We start from the raw sequence: 20,863 nt of genomic DNA, 5'->3' as shown, positions 1-20,863 counted from the left end.
CAGGACCACAGGACCACAGGACCACAGGACCACAGGACCACAGGACCACAGGACCACAGGACCACAGGACCACACTCGACGCGAAGCATGACTCGACACTCGCTTCTGCTCTTCGCTTTTTCTCGCCCCTACAAACTCGACACTCGTCCCTACAAACGTCCCTGCGTTTGTCCTTAAAACCCATGCCCTTCAATGCCAACACCCACTGCAGACGTTGGGTGGAACAGGGTACTGTACAAGCGCTGAGCGAAGCCATCGGTCATGCTGGAGATATAATCGGCGATCACACGGTGCGCATTATCACCCTGCTGATGGGCGCGCAGCCAACGTTCACGGGTGTGTTCTGGCAACAGGCGCTCAGGATCGGCGGCAAACGCTTCAAATAATTCCATGACCAATTGTTGCCCTTTATATTCCAACAACTGGATTTCAGGTTTGTGCACCACGTATTGGCTGACAAACAGCTTTAATACATCTAAGACGTGCTCCATCGGCTCACTCAGAAACGCATTCCATTGCAGCAACGGACAATCAAAGGCTTCCACGCCGTTTTGCAGCGTAGGGGCAATGTGGATTGAGGTCAGTAACGCGTTCACCATCGCGCCAATGGCGTCTTTGCGCTCGTGATGAGTACCAAACAACTGATCGCTGAGCTGGCTAATGCGTTCTTCAATCCACGACTCACCACAATCGGCTAACTTACTGGCGACCGCTTCTTGCCACTGCTCTCGGGTCACTATGCCCATCACAATCGCATCTTCCAAGTCGTGCACGCCGTAGGCGATATCATCCGCCAGTTCCATGATCGAACAGTCTAACGATTTAAAACGTGTTTTTAGGTGGTCGGTTGCACAATGGCGGTCGGCGCGCATCGTACTGAATAAGGCGCGATCATGCGCATTTAATGGGGCTAACACCCAATCAAAAGTGTCGCGGTCATCACGGTAAATCCCTTTAGCGGGATGCCAGTCTTTGGCTTTGAGGTGGCGGAAGTTCACGACATCAGCGGGCAATTCGGTGGCACGGGTGTCATGAATGAATGCCGGGTATTTTAACAAGCCCAGCAGGGTACGGCGTGACAAGTTCATCCCAAACTGTTCGGTATACGGTTCAAGGTGACTGACAATGCGGAAGGTTTGTGCATTGCCCTCAAAGCCACCGTGGTGGCGCATCATGTAGTTCAGGGCGACTTCACCGCCATGACCAAAGGCCGGGTGTCCGATGTCATGCGCTAAACATAAGCTTTCCATCAAGCTGGTGGAGGGCAAAAGATCGCGAAAATCGGGTTGGTTGATTTTCAATTGCGCGACAATGCCGGTACCAATCTGTGACGCTTCCAGTGAATGAGTCAGGCGGGTGCGGTAAAAATCGTGATGCCCCGCGCCATGTACCTGGGTTTTCGCTTGCAAGCGACGAAAAGCGGCGGAGTGAAGAATACGGGCACGATCACGTTGAAACGCTGAGCGGTGATCATTACGGCGTTCTTTTTGTTCATTGCTCTTACGGGCTTCCCACGCGGTGTGGAAATCGGCGTTTAGGGTAAACAACGGCATTAGCTGATTTCATCCAAGGTCAGGTTGAAGCTGTCGACAAAGGTGGCGAGAAAATATGCCATCTCTGGGGTCGAACGATCGGCAAGGGTTTGCTCCAAGTTTTTCTTGGCAGACGTAAATTCATGGTTGCCGACGCTTAATTCTTCCAGACACTTCAGGTAGGCACACAGGCTGTCGGCTTGTTTGACGATGGCATAGTCGTCAGGGTCAATGCAGTGGCTGTCTAGCAGGGGCGCATAGTCATCATGGAATTCTTCCGGCAGCATCGACAGCAGTTTTTGCTCTGCGGCCAATTCAATTTTTTTGTATTCCTGCGCAATCGCGGGGTTGTAGTATTTGATAGGCGTAGGCATGTCGCCGGTTAATACTTCGCTGCAATCATGGAACATGCCGAGCAGGGCGATGCGTTCAGGGTTGGTGTTACCGCCGAATTTTCGGTTTTTGATCAAAGCAAGCGCATGCGCCACAAAGGCCACTTGTAAGCTGTGCTCAGAGATGTTTTCAGTTTCTACGCAACGCATTAACGGCCAACGTTGGATCAGCTTCATGCGGGCGAGGTGGGCAAAAAAATGGCTTTGTTTCATCAGGTTGCTCTCAACGGTTACCGTATCGGTTCTTTACAGAAGGGTCGCTATAAAGGTAACAGACTTTGGGGGGCACGGCGTAGCGCTATCCGAATGGCAGACAAAAAAAGCCCCCGTCGTGAGACGGAGGCTTATCGTGATCATCATTGGCGATAATGAGCCAGAGTTACTGGCGGTAGCTGTGCAGGAAGCGCTCTAGGCGACTCATGGCCAGTTCCAAATCATCCACGCGCGGTAGCGTCACAATGCGGAAGTGATCAGGCTGTTTCCAGTTAAAGCCCGTACCGTGTACGATCAGCACTTTTTCTTGCTTCAAGAAATCGAGCGCCATACGTTGGTCATCGACAATATTGAACTTCTTCTGATCCAGTTTCGGGAACAGGTAAAGTGCCCCTTTCGGTTTAACACACGACACCCCAGGGATCGACGTCAGCAGATCGTAGGCTTTATCGCGTTGCTCCAGCAGGCGACCACCGGGTAAAATCAATTCGTTGATACTCTGATAACCGCCCAGCGCCGTTTGAATCGCGTGCTGCATCGGCACGTTGGCACACAAACGCATTGAAGACAGCATGTCGAGGCCTTCAATGTAGCCTTTCGCTGGCAGTTTAGGACCAGACAGTACCATCCAGCCTGCACGGAAACCACAAACGCGGTAAGATTTAGACAGGCCGTTGAACGTCACACAGAAGACATCCGGTGCCAGCGGGGCAATGGACGTGTGCTGAGCACCTTCATACAAAATTTTGTCGTAGATTTCGTCAGCAAAAATGATCAGTTTGTGCTGACGGGCAATTTCCACAATTTCCAACAAGAAATCACGGCTGTACACAGCGCCGGTTGGGTTGTTTGGGTTGATCAACACAATACCGCGGGTATTGGACGTGATCTTGCTGCGAATGTCATCCAGATCAGGGTACCAGTCAGACTCTTCGTCACAGGTATAGTGCACCGCGTTACCGCCAGACAAGCACACTGCCGCGGTCCATAACGGGTAATCCGGTGACGGCACCAATATTTCATCGTTGGTATCAAGCAGGGCTTGCATCGCCATCACGATCAGTTCAGAACAGCCGTTACCGATGTAGACATCTTCCACGTCTATATCCAACATACCGCGTTTCTGGTAGTGCTGCACCACGGCTTTACGCGCTGAGTAAATCCCTTTGGAATCACAGTAACCTTGTGAGGTTGGCAGGTTGCGGATCACATCCACCAAGATTTCATCAGGGGCATCAAAGCCAAATGGCGCCGGGTTGCCAATGTTGAGTTTGAGGATTTTCTGTCCTTCTTCTTCCATGCGTTTGGCATGTTTCAGGACGGGACCTCGTATGTCGTAACAGACATTATTGAGTTTTGATGACATCCCGATGTTGTGCATTTCCTGTAATCCTGATCTGATTTGAGTTTATGACTTCAAATTACACTATAAAACCGTGAAAAATAAACACCCTGCAGGAAATAATAGTGAAAAATAGTTATTCGTATCATTAAATTCTGCATTGTCAGGTTGAATTCGCTAGTCACAGCAAAAAATGAGGGGGGTTTCCCTCTGTAGGCAGTATAAAATATTACAATGAAAGGAATTGCTGCGAATTTCAGCAATGCTTTATGGCATTTATGACGCGGTTTTCTGCGTTTATGATGAGATGTGAAGATTCGTGTTGAGTCATTACTTTATTAGTCAGAATAGTAGTTCTGAGGTAGAATGCCCTATTCATTATGGGGTTGCCGATGGAATCACCCGACAACACCATAAGGGTAGAAGTCAGCTAAGTGATTAGCAATGTTACAATCAGCCAGGGATGAGCCTTTGAAAGTGCTTAAGAGCTGAGTGAGGTTACCTTGACCGCGTTACAAAAAGCCGTTGAGTTCTTAATTAATAAAATTCAACAATCTGCAGCGACAACTCAACGATTAACGGTAAAGCTGGATCTTCCGGCAAATACCGACTTGATTGACTGGATGGAATCTCAACCTTTGTTTCCGAAGTTTTACTGGCAATCGCGTGATAGCCGGGAAGAAGTGGTTGCACTTGGTCAAATCCGAACCTTTACCGATCCGAAAGCGGCTGAAAAGGTGTTAGACACCGAACAGCGTATTTGGGGTGGGCGATCTTTTGATGGACGCACGCACCGTAATCAGCGTTGTTTATCTTCTTTCTTTTTCTTGCCTGTGCTGGAAGTGAGTCGCGTTGATGGCGATTGGCTGCTGGCCGTGAACCTGTCTGAAGAGCACCGTCAAAAAGTGCTGGACGGGTTGGCACAGATCTCGGCAGACACCACGGAAGTGGGCGCGATCACCAGTAAAATTCTGGATCGTCGTTATTCGCCCGATTTTTCAGGCTGGTCACAGATGATCAGCAATGCGTTGGATGCCATCTCGCACAAAGTGTTTGAGAAGGTGGTGTTAGCGCGCAAAACAACGTTAACGTTGGATGCACCGGTGTCACCGGCACAATTGCTGAAAGCAAGCCGCAGCCGTAATCACCACAGCTTCCATTTCATGATGGCACTGGATGCTAAGCATTGCTTTGTCGGGTCAACCCCTGAGCGTTTGTTCCTGCGTCATGATCGCGAGTTACACACCGAAGCGTTAGCTGGCACCACAGGCCGCGGTATGAACGCGGAAGAAGACGCGTCGTTGGCGCAGTGGTTACTGGACGACAGCAAAAACCGCTACGAAAACCGTTTAGTGGTGGATGACATTGTCAGCCGCTTGGTGCCTCGCTGTGTCAATATGAACGTGGCACAAACGCCGGAGCTGATCCAACTGCGTAAAGTGCAGCACCTGAAACGCGGTATCGACGCGCAATTGAACGATGACGTTTGCAGCGCTGAATTACTCGACAGTTTGCAACCGACGGCGGCCATTGCTGGCTTACCGCGGGATAAAGCCTTGGCGTTCATCAGTGAAAATGAACCGTTCGCCCGTGGTTGGTACAGCGGGGCTGTGGGTTTCTTAGGTGGCCAGCGCAGTGAGTTTTGCGTGGCGATCCGCAGTGCATTAATCATGGATGGCGAAGTCCATTTGTATGCAGGGGCGGGCATTGTGCCAGGATCGACTGCCGACAGCGAATGGAAAGAACTAGATCGTAAAACCTCGACCTTATGCAGCTTGCTCGCCAGTGAGGAAGGCGAGTGGGAGCGTAAAACGGCATGAGTGATTTGATGCATTCTTCGACATTGATGTCATCGTCAAAACCGTACCGTGCCGCCCTGAACCAATTGTGGGCAGGGTTAATGCTGGAAGAGCTGGCACGGCTTGGGGTGGAACACATTTGTATTGCCCCCGGTTCACGTTCTACGCCGTTGACCTTAGCGGCAGACAGTAACGACAAACTGACCGTTCATACGCACTTTGATGAGCGCGGCCTGGGCTTTATGGCCTTGGGGCTCGCCAAAGCGACCGACGCCCCTGTGGCGGTGGTAGTGACCTCTGGCACCGCCGTGGCCAATCTGTTGCCGGCGGTGGCAGAAAGCGGCCTGACCGGCGAGAAGTTGGTGTTGCTGACCTCTGATCGCCCGGATGAACTCATCCAATGCGGTGCGAATCAGGCCATTCGCCAGCACGGCATTTTTTCTGATCACGTTAGCGCCTTTCAGGCGATCCCATCCCCGACACTCGATATTTCCCCAATGTGGCTAGTCTCTACCGTGGATAAAGTGATGCATCAGCAGCATCAACACGGTGGTGCCGTGCATTTCAATTGCCATTACCCGGAACCGTTGTATGGCGATGCGGCCGATTTCTCGGCGTATTTAGCGCCGCTATCTGCGTGGCAGACCCAATCTCAGCCCTACACCGTCTATTACGATGCCCGCATGAGCGAGGTCGTGAATGTGCCGATGCCGTGGCCGGAGATGATGCACCAGAAAGGGGTGATTATCGCTGGGCGTTTAGCCCCGGGGGCGTTGACGGACGTACAGGCGCTGGCGGCACATCTAGGTTGGCCATTACTGGCGGATCCGCAAGCGGGTGGCAGCAGTGAATGGGCCGGTTTTGATGTCTGGCTGCAACAAGAAGATTGTCGCACACAGTTGGCACAGGCCGATGTGTTGCTGCAGTTTGGCGGTCGCTTGGTGTCGAAACGCTTGGCGCAATATATTGATCGTGGTGCATGGCAACAGTATTGGCTGGTGGATCCACTGGCGGTGCCACTTGATCCTAGTTTCCGCTGTACCTTGCGAGTGCAGGCTCCGGTCGACCGTTTTGCTCATGCGTTGAAAAAGATTGCGCTGGAAGCCACGGTCACACCAGCGGCGTTTGGTTGGGCTGATAACCTGAAAGCAGCGTCACAGCGATATTTGTCTTCAGTGAAAACCCAGTATACGGCGTTGAGCGAGTTGAGCTTGGCCGCGAACATGATGGATTGGGTGCCTGCAGAGACCACGTTATTTCTGGGTAACAGCCTGATTGTCCGGTTGTTGGATATGTGCGGCACTTTGCCATACACGGCCACGTATGCGAACCGTGGTGCCTCGGGCATTGATGGCTTGATCGCCACGGCGGCAGGGGTACAAACAGGCCGCCAGCAACCTTTGTTGTGTGTGCTGGGCGACACGTCGTTGTTGTATGATTTGAATTCGTTGGCGCTCTTGCGCGCGTCAGAGCAACCGGTCGTAGTGTTAGTCACTAACAATGACGGCGGGGCGATTTTTGATTTACTGCCCGTACCGGACGGTCAGAAAGACGCGCTCTACCGCATGCCCCACGGGTTGGACTTCCAACACGCTGCGGCCATGTTTGGTGTGCGTTATGAACGCCCGACGACGTTATCTGAGGCTGAGCATGCCTGTCGTCAGGGGTTAACCACGCCGGGTGCGACGTTAATTGAAATCCAAACACCTGCGGGCGAGAGTGGGGAGCAACTGAAGGCATTGTTTGCCGAGGTACGTCATGCTGCTTTACTCTGAAAGCCATGGTAACGATCAGGGTAATGATCGGGGTAACGGTCAGCTCACGGTGGTCTTTCTGCACGGTCTGTTAGGTTCGGGGCGAGATTGGCAGAGCGTGGTGGATCACCTTGCGCCTCGCCACTCTTGCCTGACGGTGGACTTACCCGGGCATGGTCAAAGCCATCAGCAGTTAGTGGATGATTTTGAGCAAACGGCAGCAAGCCTTCAGGCAACCTTGTGCCATCGTGGCGTGACGGACTATATACTGGTTGGTTATTCGCTCGGGGCGCGTGTCGCCATGTATCACGCGTGCTGCTATTTGCCATCTTCTGTCTGTGCGTCCAATAGCGCAACAGACTCTGCGATATCTTCTTCGGTGCCCTCCGAGATGGGCTCAGCTGCGTCATCCCCACGGCTGGTGGGCATGGTGCTGGAAGGCGGCCATTTTGGTTTACCAGAAGGGGAGCGCGCAGCGCGTTTCGCCCATGATTCGCGCTGGGCGCAGCGTTTAACGCAGGAACCGCTGACTGCGGTTCTGTCTGATTGGTATCAACAACCGGTCTTTTCTTCTTTGACAGCAGAACAACGCCAACAGTTAGTGCAAAAACGCAGTGCTAACCAAGGGGCGGCTGTCGCGCACATGCTCTTGGCCACCTCGTTGGCCAAGCAACCTTTCTTACTGCCACCACTGACCGAACGGTATCCTTCGGTGCATTATCTTTGCGGTGAGAAAGACACAAAGTTTACGGATCTTGCCACCCGTTCGGGGTTAACGGTGTCTGTGATTGCAGAGGCTGGACATAACGTACACGTGGAACAACCACAGGCGTTTGCCAAGGCCGTAGAACATTATTTATGTCACATGATGTGATTCAAGATTAAGCAAGGTGGATTGTTAACATGCGTAGTGCAAAACTGTACCAATATCAGCTTCCGATGGATTCTGGCGTGATCTTGCGCGACCAGCGATTGATTAACCGAGATGGCTGGATTGTGGAACTGCACGAGGGATCGCGCGTGGCATATGGTGAAATCGCACCATTGCCAGAGTTTAGCCAAGAAGATGCCGCCCAAGCGGGTGAGCAGGCGCAGCAACGATTGGCACAGTGGGTCGAGCACGGCCACGTTGACCTGATCGAGGCGATGCCATCTGTGGCATTTGGCCTGAGTATGGCAATGCTTGAGTTGGAAGGCGGATTGCCAGCACAAGGGAACTACCAAGTGGCACCACTGTGTTCGGGCGATCCGGATGATTTGGTAGTGGCATTGAATGACATGCCGGGCGAGAAAGTGGCCAAAATTAAAGTGGGCATGTATGAAGCGGTGCGTGATGGCATGGTGGCAGACATGTTCATTGAATCTATTCCGGGGATCCGTCTTCGTTTAGATGCCAATCGCCGTTGGACGCCATTAAAAGCGCAGCAATTTGCAAAATACGTGAAACCGGCACACCGCAGCGGGATCGCTTTCTTGGAAGAGCCGTGCATGACACCGGCTGACAGCTTGGCGTTTGCCGCTGAAACCGGTATTAACATTGCGTGGGATGAAACCGTGCGCGATGAAGGCTTTGAAGTAAAAGCCGAGCCGGGTGTGGTGGCGATTGTGATCAAACCGACCTTGATTGGTTCTGTACAGCGTTGTGTGGAACTGGTTGAACAAGCCCATGCCGCTGGCTTAACGGCGGTGATCAGCTCAAGCATGGAATCGAGCTTAGGCTTGAACCAGTTGGCCCGTTTTGCGGCGTGGCAGACACCGGATGTGATCCCGGGGCTCGACACCATGCAGTTGTTCCAGATGCAATTGGCACACCCATGGCCGGGTTGTTCGTTGCCTGTGGTGACGTTGGATACCCTGACTGTCGTATGGGAGAAGTAATCTCAGCGCCTTTTGTCACATGGCCGTGGCAGCATTGGGCGGCAGAGCGGCCGGATGCCGTTGCGATTCAATGGGCGGATCAGTCGATCACGTGGGCGACATTGGCCACGCAAGTGGATGTGTATGCGCAAGGGCTACTGGAACAAGGTATCAAGCGGGACCAACTGATTGCGGCGATTGCGCCCAATGGGTTAGCCCTGCTTGGGCTACTATTGGCGACCATGCGTGTGGGGGCCCGCTTTGTCGGCTTAAACCCCCGCGCCAGTGCACCGGAATTAGACGCACAACTGGCGCAGTTAGCCTGTGATGCGGTGTGGTATCCCGACGATACTGATCCGCTGGCGGGCGTCGATGTGTCTGTGCCGCGTCTGAAGCTGCAACCGGCGGCACAACCGCGTTTGGTGCCGGTGACGTGGCAACCTTCGCGCGCGGTGACGCTCACGCTCACGTCAGGATCGACGGGACAGCCTAAAGCCGTCGTGCACTCCGGCTTAACCCATCTGGCCAGTGCTGCCGGCCTGTTGGCGTGGTTGCCGTTTGAGCAAGACGACAGTTGGTTGTTGTCGCTGCCGTTATTTCATATTTCAGGCATGGCGATTGTGTGGCGTTGGCTGTATCGCGGCGCGCAGCTGGTCGTGTGCGCACCGGAACAGATGGAGCAAAAGCTCACCCAAGTGACCCATGCTTCATTGGTGCCCACGCAGTTACAGCGCGTGCTTGATCGTGCGTTCGACAGTGCGGCCGTTGCTGCCTTGCCTTTGAAACAGGTGTTGCTGGGGGGCGCAGTGATCCCCGTTAGCCTGACAGATGCTGCGCGTGAGCGAGGCATTGAGTGTTGGTGTGGCTATGGCATGACGGAAATGGCCTCGACCGTGACCGTTAAAAAAGCCAATGCCAGTGCCGGCGTGGGGGCGGTGTTGCCCAATCGTGAAGTGATGCTGCACGACGGTGAAGTGTGGGTAAAAGGGGCGACCTTATGCCTCGGTTATTACCGCAATAAAACCGTATTTCCTGTGAGCGATCAGGCGTGGTTTGCCACCAAAGATACGGGATACTGGCAGGATGAAGAACTGCACATTGGCGGGCGCGTCGATAATATGTTTATTTCGGGCGGCGAGAATGTGCAGCCGGAAGACATTGAGCGTGTGTTGTTAGCCCATGCGGCGATCACGCAGGCGTTTGTGCTGCCGATTGAGGATGTGGAGTTTGGTCAGCGTCCGGTGGCCATTGTCGCGCTGTCAGAGACGGCACTCGTGGCGAACCCACGTGAACTGCTCGTGGCTTACATGCAAGAGCAAGTGACCGCTTACCGTCGACCGGTTGACTACTTTGTGTTACCGCAAGATGTGTTGGCCAGTGGGATCAAAGTGTCACGGGTACGCTTGGCGCAGTGGTTGCAACAAGGCCTTGTTGAGCCTTTAGCCTAACGGTTTCAGATAGCCTGGCGGTATCTGAATGCAGATTAGGGGCGGACACAGATAAAAAAAGCGAGAGGCTATGGCCGCTCGCTTTTTTTTGCTTAGATGTCAGTCTGTACGGATGAATACGGGTTATCGGTGTTCGCCACGCAATGCCTGTACTTTTTCACGTAGCATCACGCTGTTGGTTTCCTCGGGTGCAAGCGGGGTATCGGCGATGATAGTGACCTTAGACCAAAAGCGTTTTGGCCATTTGAATAAGGCGTTACCCCCTTCATGGCTGAAGTAGCTGCCCCATAATCCTTGCAATGCCATTGGGATAACGGGTACTGGCGAGCGCCGCAGAATCAAATCAATCCCGCGCATGAAAGGCCCGATCTCCCCATCTTTGGTCAATTGACCTTCTGGGAACACACAAACCACATCCCCTTGCTCTAAGTACTTACTCACATCAACAAAAGCTTTTAGGACAGACTTCTTATCCGTTGCCTGAATTGGGATCACCTTGCAGGCGCGGCAGAAGCTGTTGATGAGCGGCAGCTTGTAAATGTCACCATCCATTAAAAAGCGGATAGGACGAGGGCAAGCCCCAGCCAGCAGCAGCGCATCCATGTAACTGACATGGTTACAGACAATCAATGCCCCGCCTTTAGCTGGGATATGTTCGAGTCCTTGGTGCTTGACGCGATACAAGGTGTGACCGACCAGCCAGACTAAAAAGCGCCAGAAGAAATCCGGTACTTGAATGTAGATGTATATCACCACCAGTAAATTCAACACCGCTAAGATCAGGAAGAAGGTCGGGATAGACAGCCCCAGAACCGACAGCAGAAGAATGGCGCTGATGGCACTGCCGACCATGAAAATGGCATTCCAGATGTTATTGGCCGCAATGATCTGTGCCCGTTCATTTTCTGGGGCGCGCTGCTGCATTAATGCATACAAAGGCACAATGAAAATCCCGCCGGAGACACCCAGCAAGGTCAAACTGATGAATACTGGCCATAGGGCAGTGTGAGTAATGAAGGCTACGATAGAGAGCGTTTCAGGCGCACTCACAGGGGTAGTGAACATTAGGCCAGCACTGAATAAGGTGATCCCCAAGCTGCCCAGCGGAACGATACCGGGTTCAATACGATGATTGGACAGGCGATCACACAGCAACGAGCCTATCGCTATGCCGATAGAAAAGAGTGTGAGCAAGAAAGACACCGCCGCCGCATTGCCGCCCAAATACAGCTTGGCAAAATTCGGCAGTTGCGTGAGGTAACACGCGCCTAAGAACCAGAACCAGCTGATCCCCATCACACACTGAAAAATGGTTTTGTCTTTACGGGCGATAGCCAATGTGCGACGGGTTTGACGAACCGGTTGCCACTTGAACGTCAGGGTGGGATCGCTTGCTTTGGCGTCCGGAATATGGCGTGAACACAAGTAGCCGATGATGGCGAAGATCACCACACTGGCGGCCGCTAAGTAAGTGGCGCGTGCTTGGTTGGCAATCACACCCGCCAATAAGGTCCCGATCAAAATAGCCAAGAACGTGCCAGTTTCAACCAGCGCATTGCCAGAGACCAATTCTTCTTTTTTAAGATGCTGGGGAAGCAAGGCGTATTTGGCCGGGCCGAAAAACGCCGACTGCGTGCCCATTAAAAACAGCAGGATCAGTAAAGCCACGTAACTTTCATAGACAAACGCAACCGCCGCCAGCGACATGATCACGATTTCCGCCAGCTTCACTTTTCGCATAATACTGGCTTTATCGTATTTATCCGACAACACCCCAGCGGTCGCCGAGAACAGGAAAAACGGCAGAATAAACAGGCCCGCAGCGAGGTTGATGATCAAATCACTGTCAAACGGCAAGGTATTGGGCGCGGCAAAGGCAATGAAGATCAACAGCACGTTCTTATAGACGTTATCGTTGAACGCCCCGCACGCTTGGGTCAAAAAGTAGGGTAAAAACCGTCGAGTCGTAAGCAGGTGGGATTGTGACTTCCTTGACATGTTAGTTACCTTATTTCCCTATGTTGTGTGCCGGTGATGTACCTGATCGATTGGAGGGGGAAGAGGGTATCACTGCCGAGAACAGCAGTGATACGTGTACCACTAAGCGTACAGAGAGTGTGATAGTGTGAAGGCAAATCGCTTAGCGGCACGAATGATCATGCTTTCCATGCATTCAAGTAGGTGTTGAGCAAATTGTCGATCAATGCTTTGCCGTTAACCGGTGTGGAAGTAAACAACTTGTCATCCACGGTCAGCAGCGTAATGCCGTGTACACCCGCCCACAATACACGGCTGGCTTCTAGCACATCACTTTCGCTCTGTTGTGGGTTGATTTGCCTAATCAAGGTTTCCAGCATGCCGGTCATCCCGTTGATGCGCTCGGTCTGCCATTCTGGTAATTCTTCGCCGTTCATTGTGTGCTGGAAAATTAACTGCCAGCGGTACGGGTTTTCCATCGCAAAGGTTAAATAGCAGTAGGCTAACTTGCGCAGTGCATCTTCCGGTGACTGGGCACTTACCATTTCAATTTCAGCGTGTACGAATAATTCATCCAGCGTTTGTGCGACCGCGTGCAAAAGCAGCAGGTTGTAGTTGCCAAAAACATTGACGAGCGTGCTGGGTACGTAGCCTATCATTGCGGCGACTTTGCGCAGGCTAAGTTCATGATGTGGGTGTTCTGCGAGAAAGTTTTTGACTTGCTCCAGTGTCATACTTACCAACTCTTCACGAGTATGGTCATTGCGTCTTGCCATGGAAGGTTACTCTATGATCGAATAATTTTGTTATTGTTTGTGTTTGCATATGCACTGCTCGCAGCAGCGATAGCTTTTCCTTTTACCTTAACGGGTGAAATTTAGCTATCACTTTGTATCGTAAACGTAAATATTATAGAACAACGTTCAATATTTTAGAGCTGTGATCCATTTGGTCAACCGATTTTCACGACTGAATTTTCCGGTTTTGCTGTTTATTGGGCAAGTTGTGAACATCGCCATATAGCGGCTTCCTGTACGTGATTGATCGAGCGGAGTGCCTTGTCGCCCCCCGCTCGCGCACCGGTAAATGGGCGTCAAAGTGCCTTAAGCGGCACGGCGTTGATCGGTACGGTTTTTCATTGAAATTTGTTCATTGAGCGTCCAGAAATCATACAGCACACCGACCAGACACAGGCCGAAAGTGCACAGGTATAAAATCCCAGTTAGCCATTTCCCCATATACATGCGGTGTAGGCCAAAGACCCCCAAGAAGGTCAGTAACAGCCAGCCCACTGTGTAATCCGTCTCGCCGGCTGTAAAGCGTAAATCGGCTTCGCGATCCATGGATGGGATCAAAAACAAGTCAATCAACCAGCCAATACCCAGCAGGCCGAGGGTAAAAAACCATATCGTCCCGGTGACGGGTTTACCGTAGTAAAAGCGGTGTGCGCCGGTGAAGCCAAAAATCCATAATAAATAGCCAATCAATTTGCTGTGTGTATCTTGCATGTCGCTGTTGCCTTCTTCACGTGGTGATCGAGGAGCATGAATGACTCCTAGTATAGGCGGCAAAGCCTAAGGGGGGTGAAAGAGAATTGCACAGAGTAAGAAAGGTTTGCAAGCGTGATGTGAGCGAGACCCTCCCCGCGTGTGACTGAATGAAAAGGAGGCGGATCTATCATTATTAAGAATAGTAACAATTTGCTTTATGGGGTTTAGTTGACATTCAGCTGCAGGCCGCTACGATGCAACCTCTACTATGAGGCAAAGGTATTTCTTGAAATGAAACGCATCTTCACAATATTTGCCCTGATTTTGACGGTGTCCTTCGTGTCACCGCATGTTGAGGCTAAGAAATTTGGTGGCGGTAAATCATTTGGCAAAAGCTTTAAAACAGCGCCAGTGAAAAAGCAGCAACCCCAGCAAACGGACACATTGAAACAGCAGCAACAGCCGGGTGCGAAACAAGCCGGTTCGAGCAAAAAAGGTTTGATGGGCGGCCTACTAGGCGGTCTATTGGCGGGTGGTCTTCTTGCGGCCTTCTTTGGCGGTGCGTTTGACGGTATCCAGTTTATGGATATCCTGATCATTGGTTTGATTGCCTTTGTTATCTTTAAGCTGTTCAAAGCCATGCGTGGCGCGAAATCGACCCCGATGGGTCACCGCGAAGCGTATGCGGGTAACTCCCCTCAGCAGCAAGCACAGCGTAACCAAGCGCAATTCCGTCAGCAGGCGAACACCGAGTCTTACGCGTCAACAGACAGCGATGTACCGTTCAATCTGCCTCCTGGCTTTAACATGAATGCGTTCTTGAATGGCTCGCGTGAGCATTACCGCATTATTCAGGGTGCGTGGAACCACAATGAGCTGGGCAAAATTCGTGAATACGTTAGCCCTGCACTGTTTGATGACCTTGCGGCTGAGCGTAATAAGCTGGATGGCGAGCAGCAGACGGAAGTGATGTACGTGGATGCAGAGCTGGTTCGTGCAGACTACGATGCAAGCACCGCACAACTGAGTATTAAGTTCTCGGGTCGTTATAAAGATCAGGCGGAAGGCGCTGAAGAAGACATCACCGATGTTTGGCACCTTGAGCGCGATTTGCGCACCCCGAATGCTCCTTGGTTAATTGTTGGCATTCAAGCTTAATTATTGAACAATAAGATAATTATGAAATAGAGCCGCTCTTCGGAGCGGTTTTTTTATGTCAAAAGTTTGATCTTGATCTCTCAGTGATTAGACAGGACATGATCTCATCACCTATTTTTCTTACAGTGACCCGCTAGTATTAACACTAAGTTAGATAAGTAGAGAGTAACACATGCCATATAACGCAGACTTAGTTCATGAAATGAACCTATTGATCAAATTCCCAATGCACAGTGATATGGAAGGTATCAAAGTGCGTAGCAATGCCGCCCCTGAGGTAGTGACAGCCGCTGAGCGTCTATATGCAAAAGGGTTAGTGACCAGCGAAGATGGTGGCTATCTGACTCACTCTGGTCATCAGGCCGTAGAGCATGCCAAGTCAGTGCTGAGAATTTTGACGGGTAAAGTGACGGAATAGTCACGAGAGGCGATGACCGCCTGAAAACCGTTAAGCAATAAAAGACGAAGCATGACCTCTCAGGTCATGCTTTCTAGTTCTGTGATGTTATCTAATGCCTGTTGTGCCGTTTTACCACACAGGTCTGCACACGCTTTAAATTGACCACACACGGCAGGGCGTTCTGGCTTGCCAAAAATTTTGCACAGATTCTCATCATTGAGCTGTACACAGCGCACCCCCGCCGGTTTCCCCTTGGGCATACCTGGGATCGCCGAAGAGATACTCGGGGCGATACAGCAAGCGCCACACCCTAAACGACATTCCATAACTCACCTACACTTATTTGAACGGTTGCGAAACTTATCATCGTCGTCTATTGGGATCAAAAAATATCGGCACTTTTTGTCGATTCCTCCCCGTCTTCCCTGCATTGATGGTGATAAATAGTAATGACTCTTATTCCATCACGATAAGCGGGTGGATTTGCCCGTGAATGGCAGAAGTGCTTGCACTTTGTAGGGCTGGCGGCTATAAAACCGCCTTCGAGGTGAGACTGCTCTGGCAATTCTGGAGCGGCGAGGTAATAGAAGGCAGCGCGATGACACACTATTGGCAAGAAAAAGATTTGAAAGCAATGACCGATGAAGAGTGGGAAGCGCTCTGTGACGGTTGTGGTAAATGCTGCCTGCATAAGCTTATCGATGACGATACTGATGATATCTATTACACCAACGTGGCGTGTAGCCTGCTCGACAACCAAACCTGTTCGTGCCGAGATTACCTTAACCGCTTTGAATCCGGTGAAGAGTGTTTGAAGCTGACCCGTGAGCGCATTGACGAGTTCAAGTGGCTACCTGAAACGTGTGCTTACCGCTTGCTAGCAGAAGGCAAAGATCTTCCTGAGTGGCACCCACTGCTAACGGGCTCTAAAGACGCGATGCACGCTGCTGATGAGTCGGTACGCGATAAGATCGTGTACGAAATCGACGTGATCGATTGGGAAGACCACATTCTAAATCACCCAAATCGTTAATGTCGGTTAAGTGGTTAATAGAGATATAAAAAACGGAGGCCATCATGGCCTCCGTTTTTGTATGCGGTGAATATTACATTGCACCTTTAAATCGTATTGCTTCAGGTCCCCATGTAATGAGCGCACCTGTGATTAGCATAATGATCATACTTCCCGTGCAGATAAATGCCATGATCCGATCAAAGCGGGTAGCGTGCTTTAAAATAAGTGCATCATTGATGAGTGATACTTTGGCTGGCTTTCCTGCGACAAGTACCATGGCGTACATGGAAAAACGAAATCCCCACCCGTTACTATCCCATGATGCTGGCAATTCGCCTTCTGCTGCCATTCGTTTTTCTATGGATTTAATTGAACAGCGAATGAAAATAAGCCAACTAATAAGCCAGATAATAGCATTTGTATTTGTGATAATTTTGAAGAATAAGAATACGTCACTCATAGACACCAGAACCAATGAATGGAAATCATAACGAGTACAGCACTGCATTCTCGCTAACGTAGACAGGGAAAGTAGCAAAACATGATGCGGGGAGTGAGTCACAATGGGTGTGAATGGAGGATGCCTCTCAGTTTATACGCGATAAATGAATGCTAACGTGCAGACAACAAAAAGCCCGAACGTATCGGGCTTTTGGCGGTATGAAGAGGGTAAGGCTTAAGCAGCCAGATCGTCCTGTGCTTGCTGCAAAATTGCGACAATCGGCGCGGCTTTGTTGTGCTGACGAATGTCCGCAAACAGGGCTTTGGCTTGTGGGTACTCATGGCGTAAGTACGCAAACCACTGTTTAATGCGGTTCGGGTAGTACAGGCCTTTATCGCCTTTGATCTCGTAAGTGGAATACTTCAGTAGCAACTCAAGTACCGCTTCCCAGCTCATGTGGGCATGGTTGTGTTTCACCACGCTGCCCAAGTTCGGCAGGTTAATTGCCCCGCGACACACCATCAGCGCATCCGATCCCGTGACTTCCATGCAGCGCTGGCCGTCTTCGTAGGTCCAGATCTCGCCGTTGGCGATGATCGGCATCGTGATTTTTTCTTTTAGCTGGCGAATGTAATCCCACTTAATGGTTTCCGCTCTGTAGCCGTCAGTTTTGGTACGCGCGTGCACCACAATCTCATCGCCCCCCGCTTGCGCGACGGCATCGGCAATTTCAAAGCAGTGGTTCGGATCATCCCAGCCTAAACGTACTTTAGCGGTGACGGGCAGGCGAGGATCAGAGGCTTCGCGTACGGCTTTGACAATTTGGTACATGAGCTCTGGGTCTTGCAGCAACACGGCGCCACCACGGCTCTTATTAACCGACTTGGCCGGACAGCCGAAATTGATATCAATACCCGGTGAACCCAACTGAATCGCACGGTGGGCATTTTCAGCCAACCAGTGAGGATCTTGCCCCAATAACTGCACGCGTACTGGTGTACCGGCGATGGTTTTGCCCCCTTGATGGAGCTCGGGACACAGGCGGTAAAACACACTATTTGGCAGTAACTGATCAACCACGCGGACAAACTCGGTGACGCATAAATCGTAGTCGTTGATCTCAGTAAGCATTTCCCGCATCAGGTGATCCAGCACACCTTCCATTGGGCCTAAAATAACTCGCATGGGTTCTCTCTTTTTGCCGTGGGCAAAAATGTGCCGATGGCCAAATAGTGATTGATTGGGTGCGAGATTTTAGAGGGTAACGGCGGGCTTGTCTAATAACATCCGACCGGACAGGGTGAGAACCGCAGGCAGCTCTCGGCGGGTTGCGGCGAATGCTAATTCAATCATACGTTTTGCCACTTGTTCCGCAGGGATTGGATCAAAGTTAGATAACGGCCCGACCGCCAATGGGTGCAGGGCATCAAAAATACTCTGTACCAGCAGTTCGTCTTTTCTTGGGTGTCCGCGTTCACCGCGCAGTGGACCGGGGCGGACAAAGATGCAGTGTTCGAAGCCCATACCGATCAGGGCGTGTTCCATTTTCCCTTTACAGCGCAGGTAGTGAGAGGGGGAGCGGCGACTGGCAAAGAGACTGGAAATCACCACAATGTGTTTCACCCCGTGCGCTTTCATTTGTTCAGCAACGTGTTTGACCAAATGGTAATCGACTGCTTCCAGGGCTTGGCGGCTACCGGCTTGCTTTTTGGTGGTGCCGAGGCAAATAAAACCGAAATCGGGGGCGGGCAGGGGAAGCTCTCCCTCATTCAGGCAAAGGTCAAGGTGCAGTTCTGGGTGAATACACTGCTGCAGTTTACTGCTGTGTAAGGGCAGTTCGCGCCGACCAAGGGCATAAACGTGTTGAATGTCTTCGCGTTTAAGTAAAAGGTGGATGAGCTCGTCGCCCACTAACCCACTGGCGCCGGCAATAATCGCGTTGTGCATCGTCATGCTGATCTCTGTGTCTACATGTTGGCCTGAAACTGTGTCTTTTTTGCCATTCTTTGTTAATGACATCAACCGTTTTATCGTCTGATCGGTATTTCTCTGAGCTAGCGCAACAACTTAGCAGAAGAGTATTGCCCCGTCACATGCCCCGCTTGTGGACCATCACTGTTGTCGGCATCGCCTTTTTTTCTCACTTGGGTATATAATCGCGGCATTGATCGATGAGACGAGATGGAAACATGACACAACTAATGACACTGCCTGACGCGTGGGAAGGCATGCCTGCGACCTTTATTGAAGGGGCGCTGTTGGCGGCCAATGCAAACCCGAAGCCGTTAGACCCTGATGCGTGGTTGCCTGTGCTGATGACGGGAGAGGTAGAAGAAAACGCACCTGTCACCATGGCAAAAGACGATCAAATGGCGGTGTTGAATCACTTTGAAATGCAGTACCGCCACATTAAAGCCGGTGAATATGCGTTGCCAGAGGCACTGTGCTGGGCGGCAACGCAATCACTGACGGCGGACATGAGCGAGTTTGCAGCAGGTTTCTTGACAGTTTGGCCATTGATTGAGCCAAACTGGGCAGAGCAGACGATCTCAGATGGCACCATGCGTATGTTGTCCGCGTTTATTACCACCTTGATGCTGATGGTGGATGAAGAAGCGACCTTGGCACAAATGGCGGAAGCCGGTGTGACGGGTATGCCTGCGTCAGACACATTGTACGCGCAATTGCCATTGATGCTGTCGGAAGTGGTGATGGCGGCAGACGAATGCCAGCAAGGCGCTGCAGCCCAAGCGGTTAACCCGTATAAAGAGACTGGCCGTAACGATGCTTGTGTTTGCGGCAGCGGTAAAAAATTCAAGCAGTGCTGCGGTCAGTAATGACAGTGGCGTCTTCCTCTGAAGCTACAGTAGAGTACTCTGACGCGAATAAGCCGACCATTTTGGTGGTGGCAGGTGTGATAGTGAAAGCGGGGCAGTATTTACTGATGCAACGCTTTGAGCATGCCAGCCAAGGTGGGCTCTGGGAGTTCCCGGGCGGTAAGGTTGAAGTCGGTGAGACACCGGAGCAAGCGTTAGTGCGCGAGTTGCAGGAAGAGCTGGCTATCGAGACTGAAACCGGTGCGTTCTTGGCGGACAGTGTGTTTGATTACGGCGACAAGGTGATCCATTTGAAAGGCTACCTGTCGCATTGGCAGTCGGGGGAGATCATGCTGCACAGCCACCAAGCGGCAGTGTGGGTGCCTCTGGACGCTATTCGTGATTATCCCTTGTGTCCGGCGGATTATCCGATTGTGGATGCCCTGTACGCGCTGCACGGTTAAGTGCTCGGCATACTGATGACACAAAAAAGCGAGACGCCTTTCGACCTCTCGCTTTTTTCTTTTATATTCTGCTCGCATCTCGGAGCCAGAATCTAGGCTTTAGCCTTTCTTAACGCCCAGAACTGTGCAATCACAATGACAGCCAACGCAGCCAAGTTCGCTGAGAAGATCACTTCCAGCCATTGTGGCATGGTCAGGTTCATAAATTCCCACACAATCTTGCCACAGTCACCTGATGCCGCGAACATCCAAGGAACCCACTGATCCAGTGGCGCCCATGCAGGATAATTCACTTCTAATGCACAACTGGCAGACCACGGAAACTCGGGGAATTGGTAACCGACGTGTTGTGTCGACAGCACCAAACCTTGGTAAGCACTGTAACCCCAACCGAGCAGACCCGCCCAACGGATTATCGCATTTTGTGGCGCAATCATACCAACCAGCGCGGCAATGGCGATCCCCATCATTGCAACACGTTCATAAACACACATGACGCATGGATCAAGCTTCATGACGTGTTGGAAGAACAGGGCACAGCCTTCAAAGAAAATGATGAAGGCAAATAAGATCAGCCATGACAGGCGGCTTTTAGAAAATGAGTATAAAAATTCCATCAACGGATTTCCTGAGTTACGCGTTCAAGTGCGCGTGAGCGCGAGAATGACAAAAGTTGTTTCGCCCCTAAAAGTACAAAGCCCTGATAGGTCAGGGCTTTGTTTTTAGAACGACAGAATATTAGTCAATCAAATTGACGAATAATT

General features: G+C 51.4%; 21 protein-coding genes. 10 read left to right on the top strand and 11 right to left on the bottom strand.

Going from position 1 to position 20,863, the window contains the following annotated elements; all coding sequences use genetic code 11:
• Positions 1–173: 173 nt before the first annotated feature.
• The 3 genes from L4C36_RS06290 to L4C36_RS06280 all read right to left on the bottom strand — a co-directional run bounded on the left by L4C36_RS06290 (position 174) and on the right by L4C36_RS06280 (position 3,518).
• Positions 174–1,553: an anti-phage deoxyguanosine triphosphatase gene (locus L4C36_RS06290; RefSeq protein ID WP_428476938.1), complete on the bottom strand. Its 1,380-nt coding sequence runs from the start codon at positions 1,551–1,553 to the stop codon at positions 174–176.
• Positions 1,553–2,137 (bottom strand): 5'-deoxynucleotidase, encoded by a 585-nt coding sequence (gene yfbR, locus L4C36_RS06285; RefSeq protein ID WP_428476937.1) that lies wholly within the window; start codon positions 2,135–2,137, stop codon positions 1,553–1,555. The genes L4C36_RS06290 and yfbR overlap by 1 nt, the downstream gene beginning before the upstream one ends.
• 166 nt (positions 2,138–2,303) lie before the next feature.
• Entirely contained in the window at positions 2,304–3,518 is a 1,215-nt protein-coding gene (locus L4C36_RS06280) for a pyridoxal phosphate-dependent aminotransferase (protein ID WP_428476936.1), read from the bottom strand.
• Positions 3,519–3,982: 464 nt separating this feature from the next.
• On the opposite strand from L4C36_RS06280, the gene L4C36_RS06275 reads away from it, so the two are divergent.
• Genes L4C36_RS06275 through menE form a run of 5 tightly spaced genes read left to right on the top strand, consistent with a single transcriptional unit; the run spans position 3,983 to position 10,337 of the window.
• Positions 3,983–5,299 carry an isochorismate synthase gene (locus L4C36_RS06275; protein ID WP_428476935.1) on the top strand — a complete coding sequence of 439 codons (1,317 nt, stop codon included), beginning with the start codon at positions 3,983–3,985 and terminating at the stop codon, positions 5,297–5,299.
• Positions 5,296–7,053 carry a 2-succinyl-5-enolpyruvyl-6-hydroxy-3-cyclohexene-1-carboxylic-acid synthase gene (gene menD, locus L4C36_RS06270; RefSeq protein WP_428476934.1) on the top strand — a complete coding sequence of 586 codons (1,758 nt, stop codon included), beginning with the start codon at positions 5,296–5,298 and terminating at the stop codon, positions 7,051–7,053. The genes L4C36_RS06275 and menD overlap by 4 nt, the downstream gene beginning before the upstream one ends.
• On the top strand, positions 7,037–7,906 hold the full coding sequence (menH, locus tag L4C36_RS06265; protein ID WP_428476933.1) for a 2-succinyl-6-hydroxy-2,4-cyclohexadiene-1-carboxylate synthase: 870 nt from the start codon (positions 7,037–7,039) through the stop codon (positions 7,904–7,906). Before menD ends, menH begins: the two co-directional genes overlap by 17 nt.
• Before the next feature lie 29 nt (positions 7,907–7,935).
• Positions 7,936–8,910, top strand: a complete 975-nt coding sequence (gene menC, locus L4C36_RS06260; protein ID WP_428476932.1) for an o-succinylbenzoate synthase — start codon at positions 7,936–7,938, stop codon at positions 8,908–8,910.
• A complete protein-coding gene (gene menE, locus L4C36_RS06255) occupies positions 8,898–10,337 on the top strand; it encodes an o-succinylbenzoate--CoA ligase (protein WP_428476931.1) in 1,440 nt (479 codons plus the stop codon). The genes menC and menE overlap by 13 nt, the downstream gene beginning before the upstream one ends.
• A gap of 123 nt (positions 10,338–10,460) precedes the next feature.
• Here the strand turns inward: menE and L4C36_RS06250 are convergent, their stop codons facing one another.
• The 3 genes from L4C36_RS06250 to L4C36_RS06240 form a co-directional block, all read right to left on the bottom strand.
• Complete coding sequence (locus tag L4C36_RS06250) at positions 10,461–12,335, bottom strand: MFS transporter (protein WP_428476930.1); 1,875 nt, start codon at positions 12,333–12,335, stop codon at positions 10,461–10,463.
• A gap of 158 nt (positions 12,336–12,493) precedes the next feature.
• On the bottom strand, positions 12,494–13,090 hold the full coding sequence (locus L4C36_RS06245; protein WP_428476929.1) for a TetR/AcrR family transcriptional regulator: 597 nt from the start codon (positions 13,088–13,090) through the stop codon (positions 12,494–12,496).
• Between the two features lie 327 nt (positions 13,091–13,417).
• Positions 13,418–13,822, bottom strand: a complete 405-nt coding sequence (locus tag L4C36_RS06240) for an NINE protein (RefSeq protein WP_428476928.1) — start codon at positions 13,820–13,822, stop codon at positions 13,418–13,420.
• 273 nt (positions 13,823–14,095) lie between these two features.
• Here L4C36_RS06240 and L4C36_RS06235 point away from each other — a divergent pair, with 273 nt between their 5' ends.
• Positions 14,096–14,962, top strand: a complete 867-nt coding sequence (locus L4C36_RS06235) for a Tim44 domain-containing protein (RefSeq protein WP_428476927.1) — start codon at positions 14,096–14,098, stop codon at positions 14,960–14,962.
• Positions 14,963–15,134: 172 nt separating this feature from the next.
• A complete protein-coding gene (locus L4C36_RS06230) occupies positions 15,135–15,380 on the top strand; it encodes a TIGR02647 family protein (RefSeq protein ID WP_428476926.1) in 246 nt (81 codons plus the stop codon).
• 59 nt (positions 15,381–15,439) lie between these two features.
• On the opposite strand, the gene L4C36_RS06225 is transcribed toward L4C36_RS06230, so the two are convergent.
• Positions 15,440–15,688, bottom strand: coding sequence for a YkgJ family cysteine cluster protein (locus L4C36_RS06225; protein ID WP_428476925.1), 249 nt, complete (start codon positions 15,686–15,688; stop codon positions 15,440–15,442).
• 272 nt (positions 15,689–15,960) lie between these two features.
• Between L4C36_RS06225 and L4C36_RS06220 the strand changes: the two genes are divergently transcribed.
• Complete coding sequence (locus tag L4C36_RS06220) at positions 15,961–16,395, top strand: YcgN family cysteine cluster protein (RefSeq protein ID WP_428476945.1); 435 nt, start codon at positions 15,961–15,963, stop codon at positions 16,393–16,395.
• Positions 16,396–16,468: 73 nt separating this feature from the next.
• Here L4C36_RS06220 and L4C36_RS06215 read toward each other — a convergent pair whose 3' ends face one another.
• The 3 genes from L4C36_RS06215 to L4C36_RS06205 form a co-directional block, all read right to left on the bottom strand.
• Entirely contained in the window at positions 16,469–16,837 is a 369-nt protein-coding gene (locus tag L4C36_RS06215) for a hypothetical protein (RefSeq protein WP_428476924.1), read from the bottom strand.
• 216 nt (positions 16,838–17,053) lie between these two features.
• A complete protein-coding gene (gene dusC, locus L4C36_RS06210; protein WP_428476923.1) occupies positions 17,054–18,004 on the bottom strand; it encodes a tRNA dihydrouridine(16) synthase DusC in 951 nt (316 codons plus the stop codon).
• A 69-nt stretch (positions 18,005–18,073) separates the two neighbouring features.
• Positions 18,074–18,772: an NAD(P)H-binding protein gene (locus L4C36_RS06205; protein ID WP_428476922.1), complete on the bottom strand. Its 699-nt coding sequence runs from the start codon at positions 18,770–18,772 to the stop codon at positions 18,074–18,076.
• A 236-nt stretch (positions 18,773–19,008) separates the two neighbouring features.
• On the opposite strand from L4C36_RS06205, the gene L4C36_RS06200 reads away from it, so the two are divergent.
• Positions 19,009–19,656 (top strand): YecA family protein, encoded by a 648-nt coding sequence (locus L4C36_RS06200; RefSeq protein ID WP_428476921.1) that lies wholly within the window; start codon positions 19,009–19,011, stop codon positions 19,654–19,656.
• Complete coding sequence (locus L4C36_RS06195; RefSeq protein WP_428476920.1) at positions 19,656–20,099, top strand: (deoxy)nucleoside triphosphate pyrophosphohydrolase; 444 nt, start codon at positions 19,656–19,658, stop codon at positions 20,097–20,099. The genes L4C36_RS06200 and L4C36_RS06195 overlap by 1 nt, the downstream gene beginning before the upstream one ends.
• 92 nt (positions 20,100–20,191) lie before the next feature.
• On the opposite strand, the gene dsbB is transcribed toward L4C36_RS06195, so the two are convergent.
• The gene (gene dsbB / locus L4C36_RS06190; RefSeq protein ID WP_428476919.1) at positions 20,192–20,716 is read right to left on the bottom strand and encodes a disulfide bond formation protein DsbB; all 525 of its coding nucleotides are present in this window, start codon (positions 20,714–20,716) and stop codon (positions 20,192–20,194) included.
• Positions 20,717–20,863: the final 147 nt, after the last annotated feature.

It is taken from the genome of Photobacterium japonica, from assembly GCF_050337005.1.
GTDB classification, from domain to species: domain Bacteria; phylum Pseudomonadota; class Gammaproteobacteria; order Enterobacterales; family Vibrionaceae; genus Photobacterium; species Photobacterium japonica.
The sequence above is the reverse complement of the archived record's forward strand: the minus strand, read 5'-3'. Positions and strand labels throughout refer to the sequence as shown.

Bases quoted from the DNA above. Each gene is read 5' to 3' on its own strand.
- menC (WP_428476932.1), top strand. From the start codon at position 7,936: ATGCGTAGTGCAAAACTGTACCAATATCAGCTTCCGATGGATTCTGGC.
- L4C36_RS06225 (WP_428476925.1), bottom strand. From the start codon at position 15,688: ATGGAATGTCGTTTAGGGTGTGGCGCTTGCTGTATCGCCCCGAGTATC.
- L4C36_RS06240 (WP_428476928.1), bottom strand. From the start codon at position 13,822: ATGCAAGATACACACAGCAAATTGATTGGCTATTTATTATGGATTTTT.
- L4C36_RS06290 (WP_428476938.1), bottom strand. From the start codon at position 1,553: ATGCCGTTGTTTACCCTAAACGCCGATTTCCACACCGCGTGGGAAGCC.
- L4C36_RS06200 (WP_428476921.1), top strand. From the start codon at position 19,009: ATGACACAACTAATGACACTGCCTGACGCGTGGGAAGGCATGCCTGCG.
- L4C36_RS06220 (WP_428476945.1), top strand. From the start codon at position 15,961: ATGACACACTATTGGCAAGAAAAAGATTTGAAAGCAATGACCGATGAA.
- L4C36_RS06250 (WP_428476930.1), bottom strand. From the start codon at position 12,335: ATGTCAAGGAAGTCACAATCCCACCTGCTTACGACTCGACGGTTTTTA.
- dusC (WP_428476923.1), bottom strand. From the start codon at position 18,004: ATGCGAGTTATTTTAGGCCCAATGGAAGGTGTGCTGGATCACCTGATG.
- L4C36_RS06245 (WP_428476929.1), bottom strand. From the start codon at position 13,090: ATGGCAAGACGCAATGACCATACTCGTGAAGAGTTGGTAAGTATGACA.
- menH (WP_428476933.1), top strand. From the start codon at position 7,037: ATGCTGCTTTACTCTGAAAGCCATGGTAACGATCAGGGTAATGATCGG.
- menD (WP_428476934.1), top strand. From the start codon at position 5,296: ATGAGTGATTTGATGCATTCTTCGACATTGATGTCATCGTCAAAACCG.
- menE (WP_428476931.1), top strand. From the start codon at position 8,898: ATGGGAGAAGTAATCTCAGCGCCTTTTGTCACATGGCCGTGGCAGCAT.
- L4C36_RS06280 (WP_428476936.1), bottom strand. From the start codon at position 3,518: ATGCACAACATCGGGATGTCATCAAAACTCAATAATGTCTGTTACGAC.
- L4C36_RS06230 (WP_428476926.1), top strand. From the start codon at position 15,135: ATGCCATATAACGCAGACTTAGTTCATGAAATGAACCTATTGATCAAA.
- L4C36_RS06235 (WP_428476927.1), top strand. From the start codon at position 14,096: ATGAAACGCATCTTCACAATATTTGCCCTGATTTTGACGGTGTCCTTC.
- dsbB (WP_428476919.1), bottom strand. From the start codon at position 20,716: ATGGAATTTTTATACTCATTTTCTAAAAGCCGCCTGTCATGGCTGATC.
- L4C36_RS06205 (WP_428476922.1), bottom strand. From the start codon at position 18,772: ATGACGATGCACAACGCGATTATTGCCGGCGCCAGTGGGTTAGTGGGC.
- L4C36_RS06195 (WP_428476920.1), top strand. From the start codon at position 19,656: ATGACAGTGGCGTCTTCCTCTGAAGCTACAGTAGAGTACTCTGACGCG.
- yfbR (WP_428476937.1), bottom strand. From the start codon at position 2,137: ATGAAACAAAGCCATTTTTTTGCCCACCTCGCCCGCATGAAGCTGATC.
- L4C36_RS06215 (WP_428476924.1), bottom strand. From the start codon at position 16,837: ATGAGTGACGTATTCTTATTCTTCAAAATTATCACAAATACAAATGCT.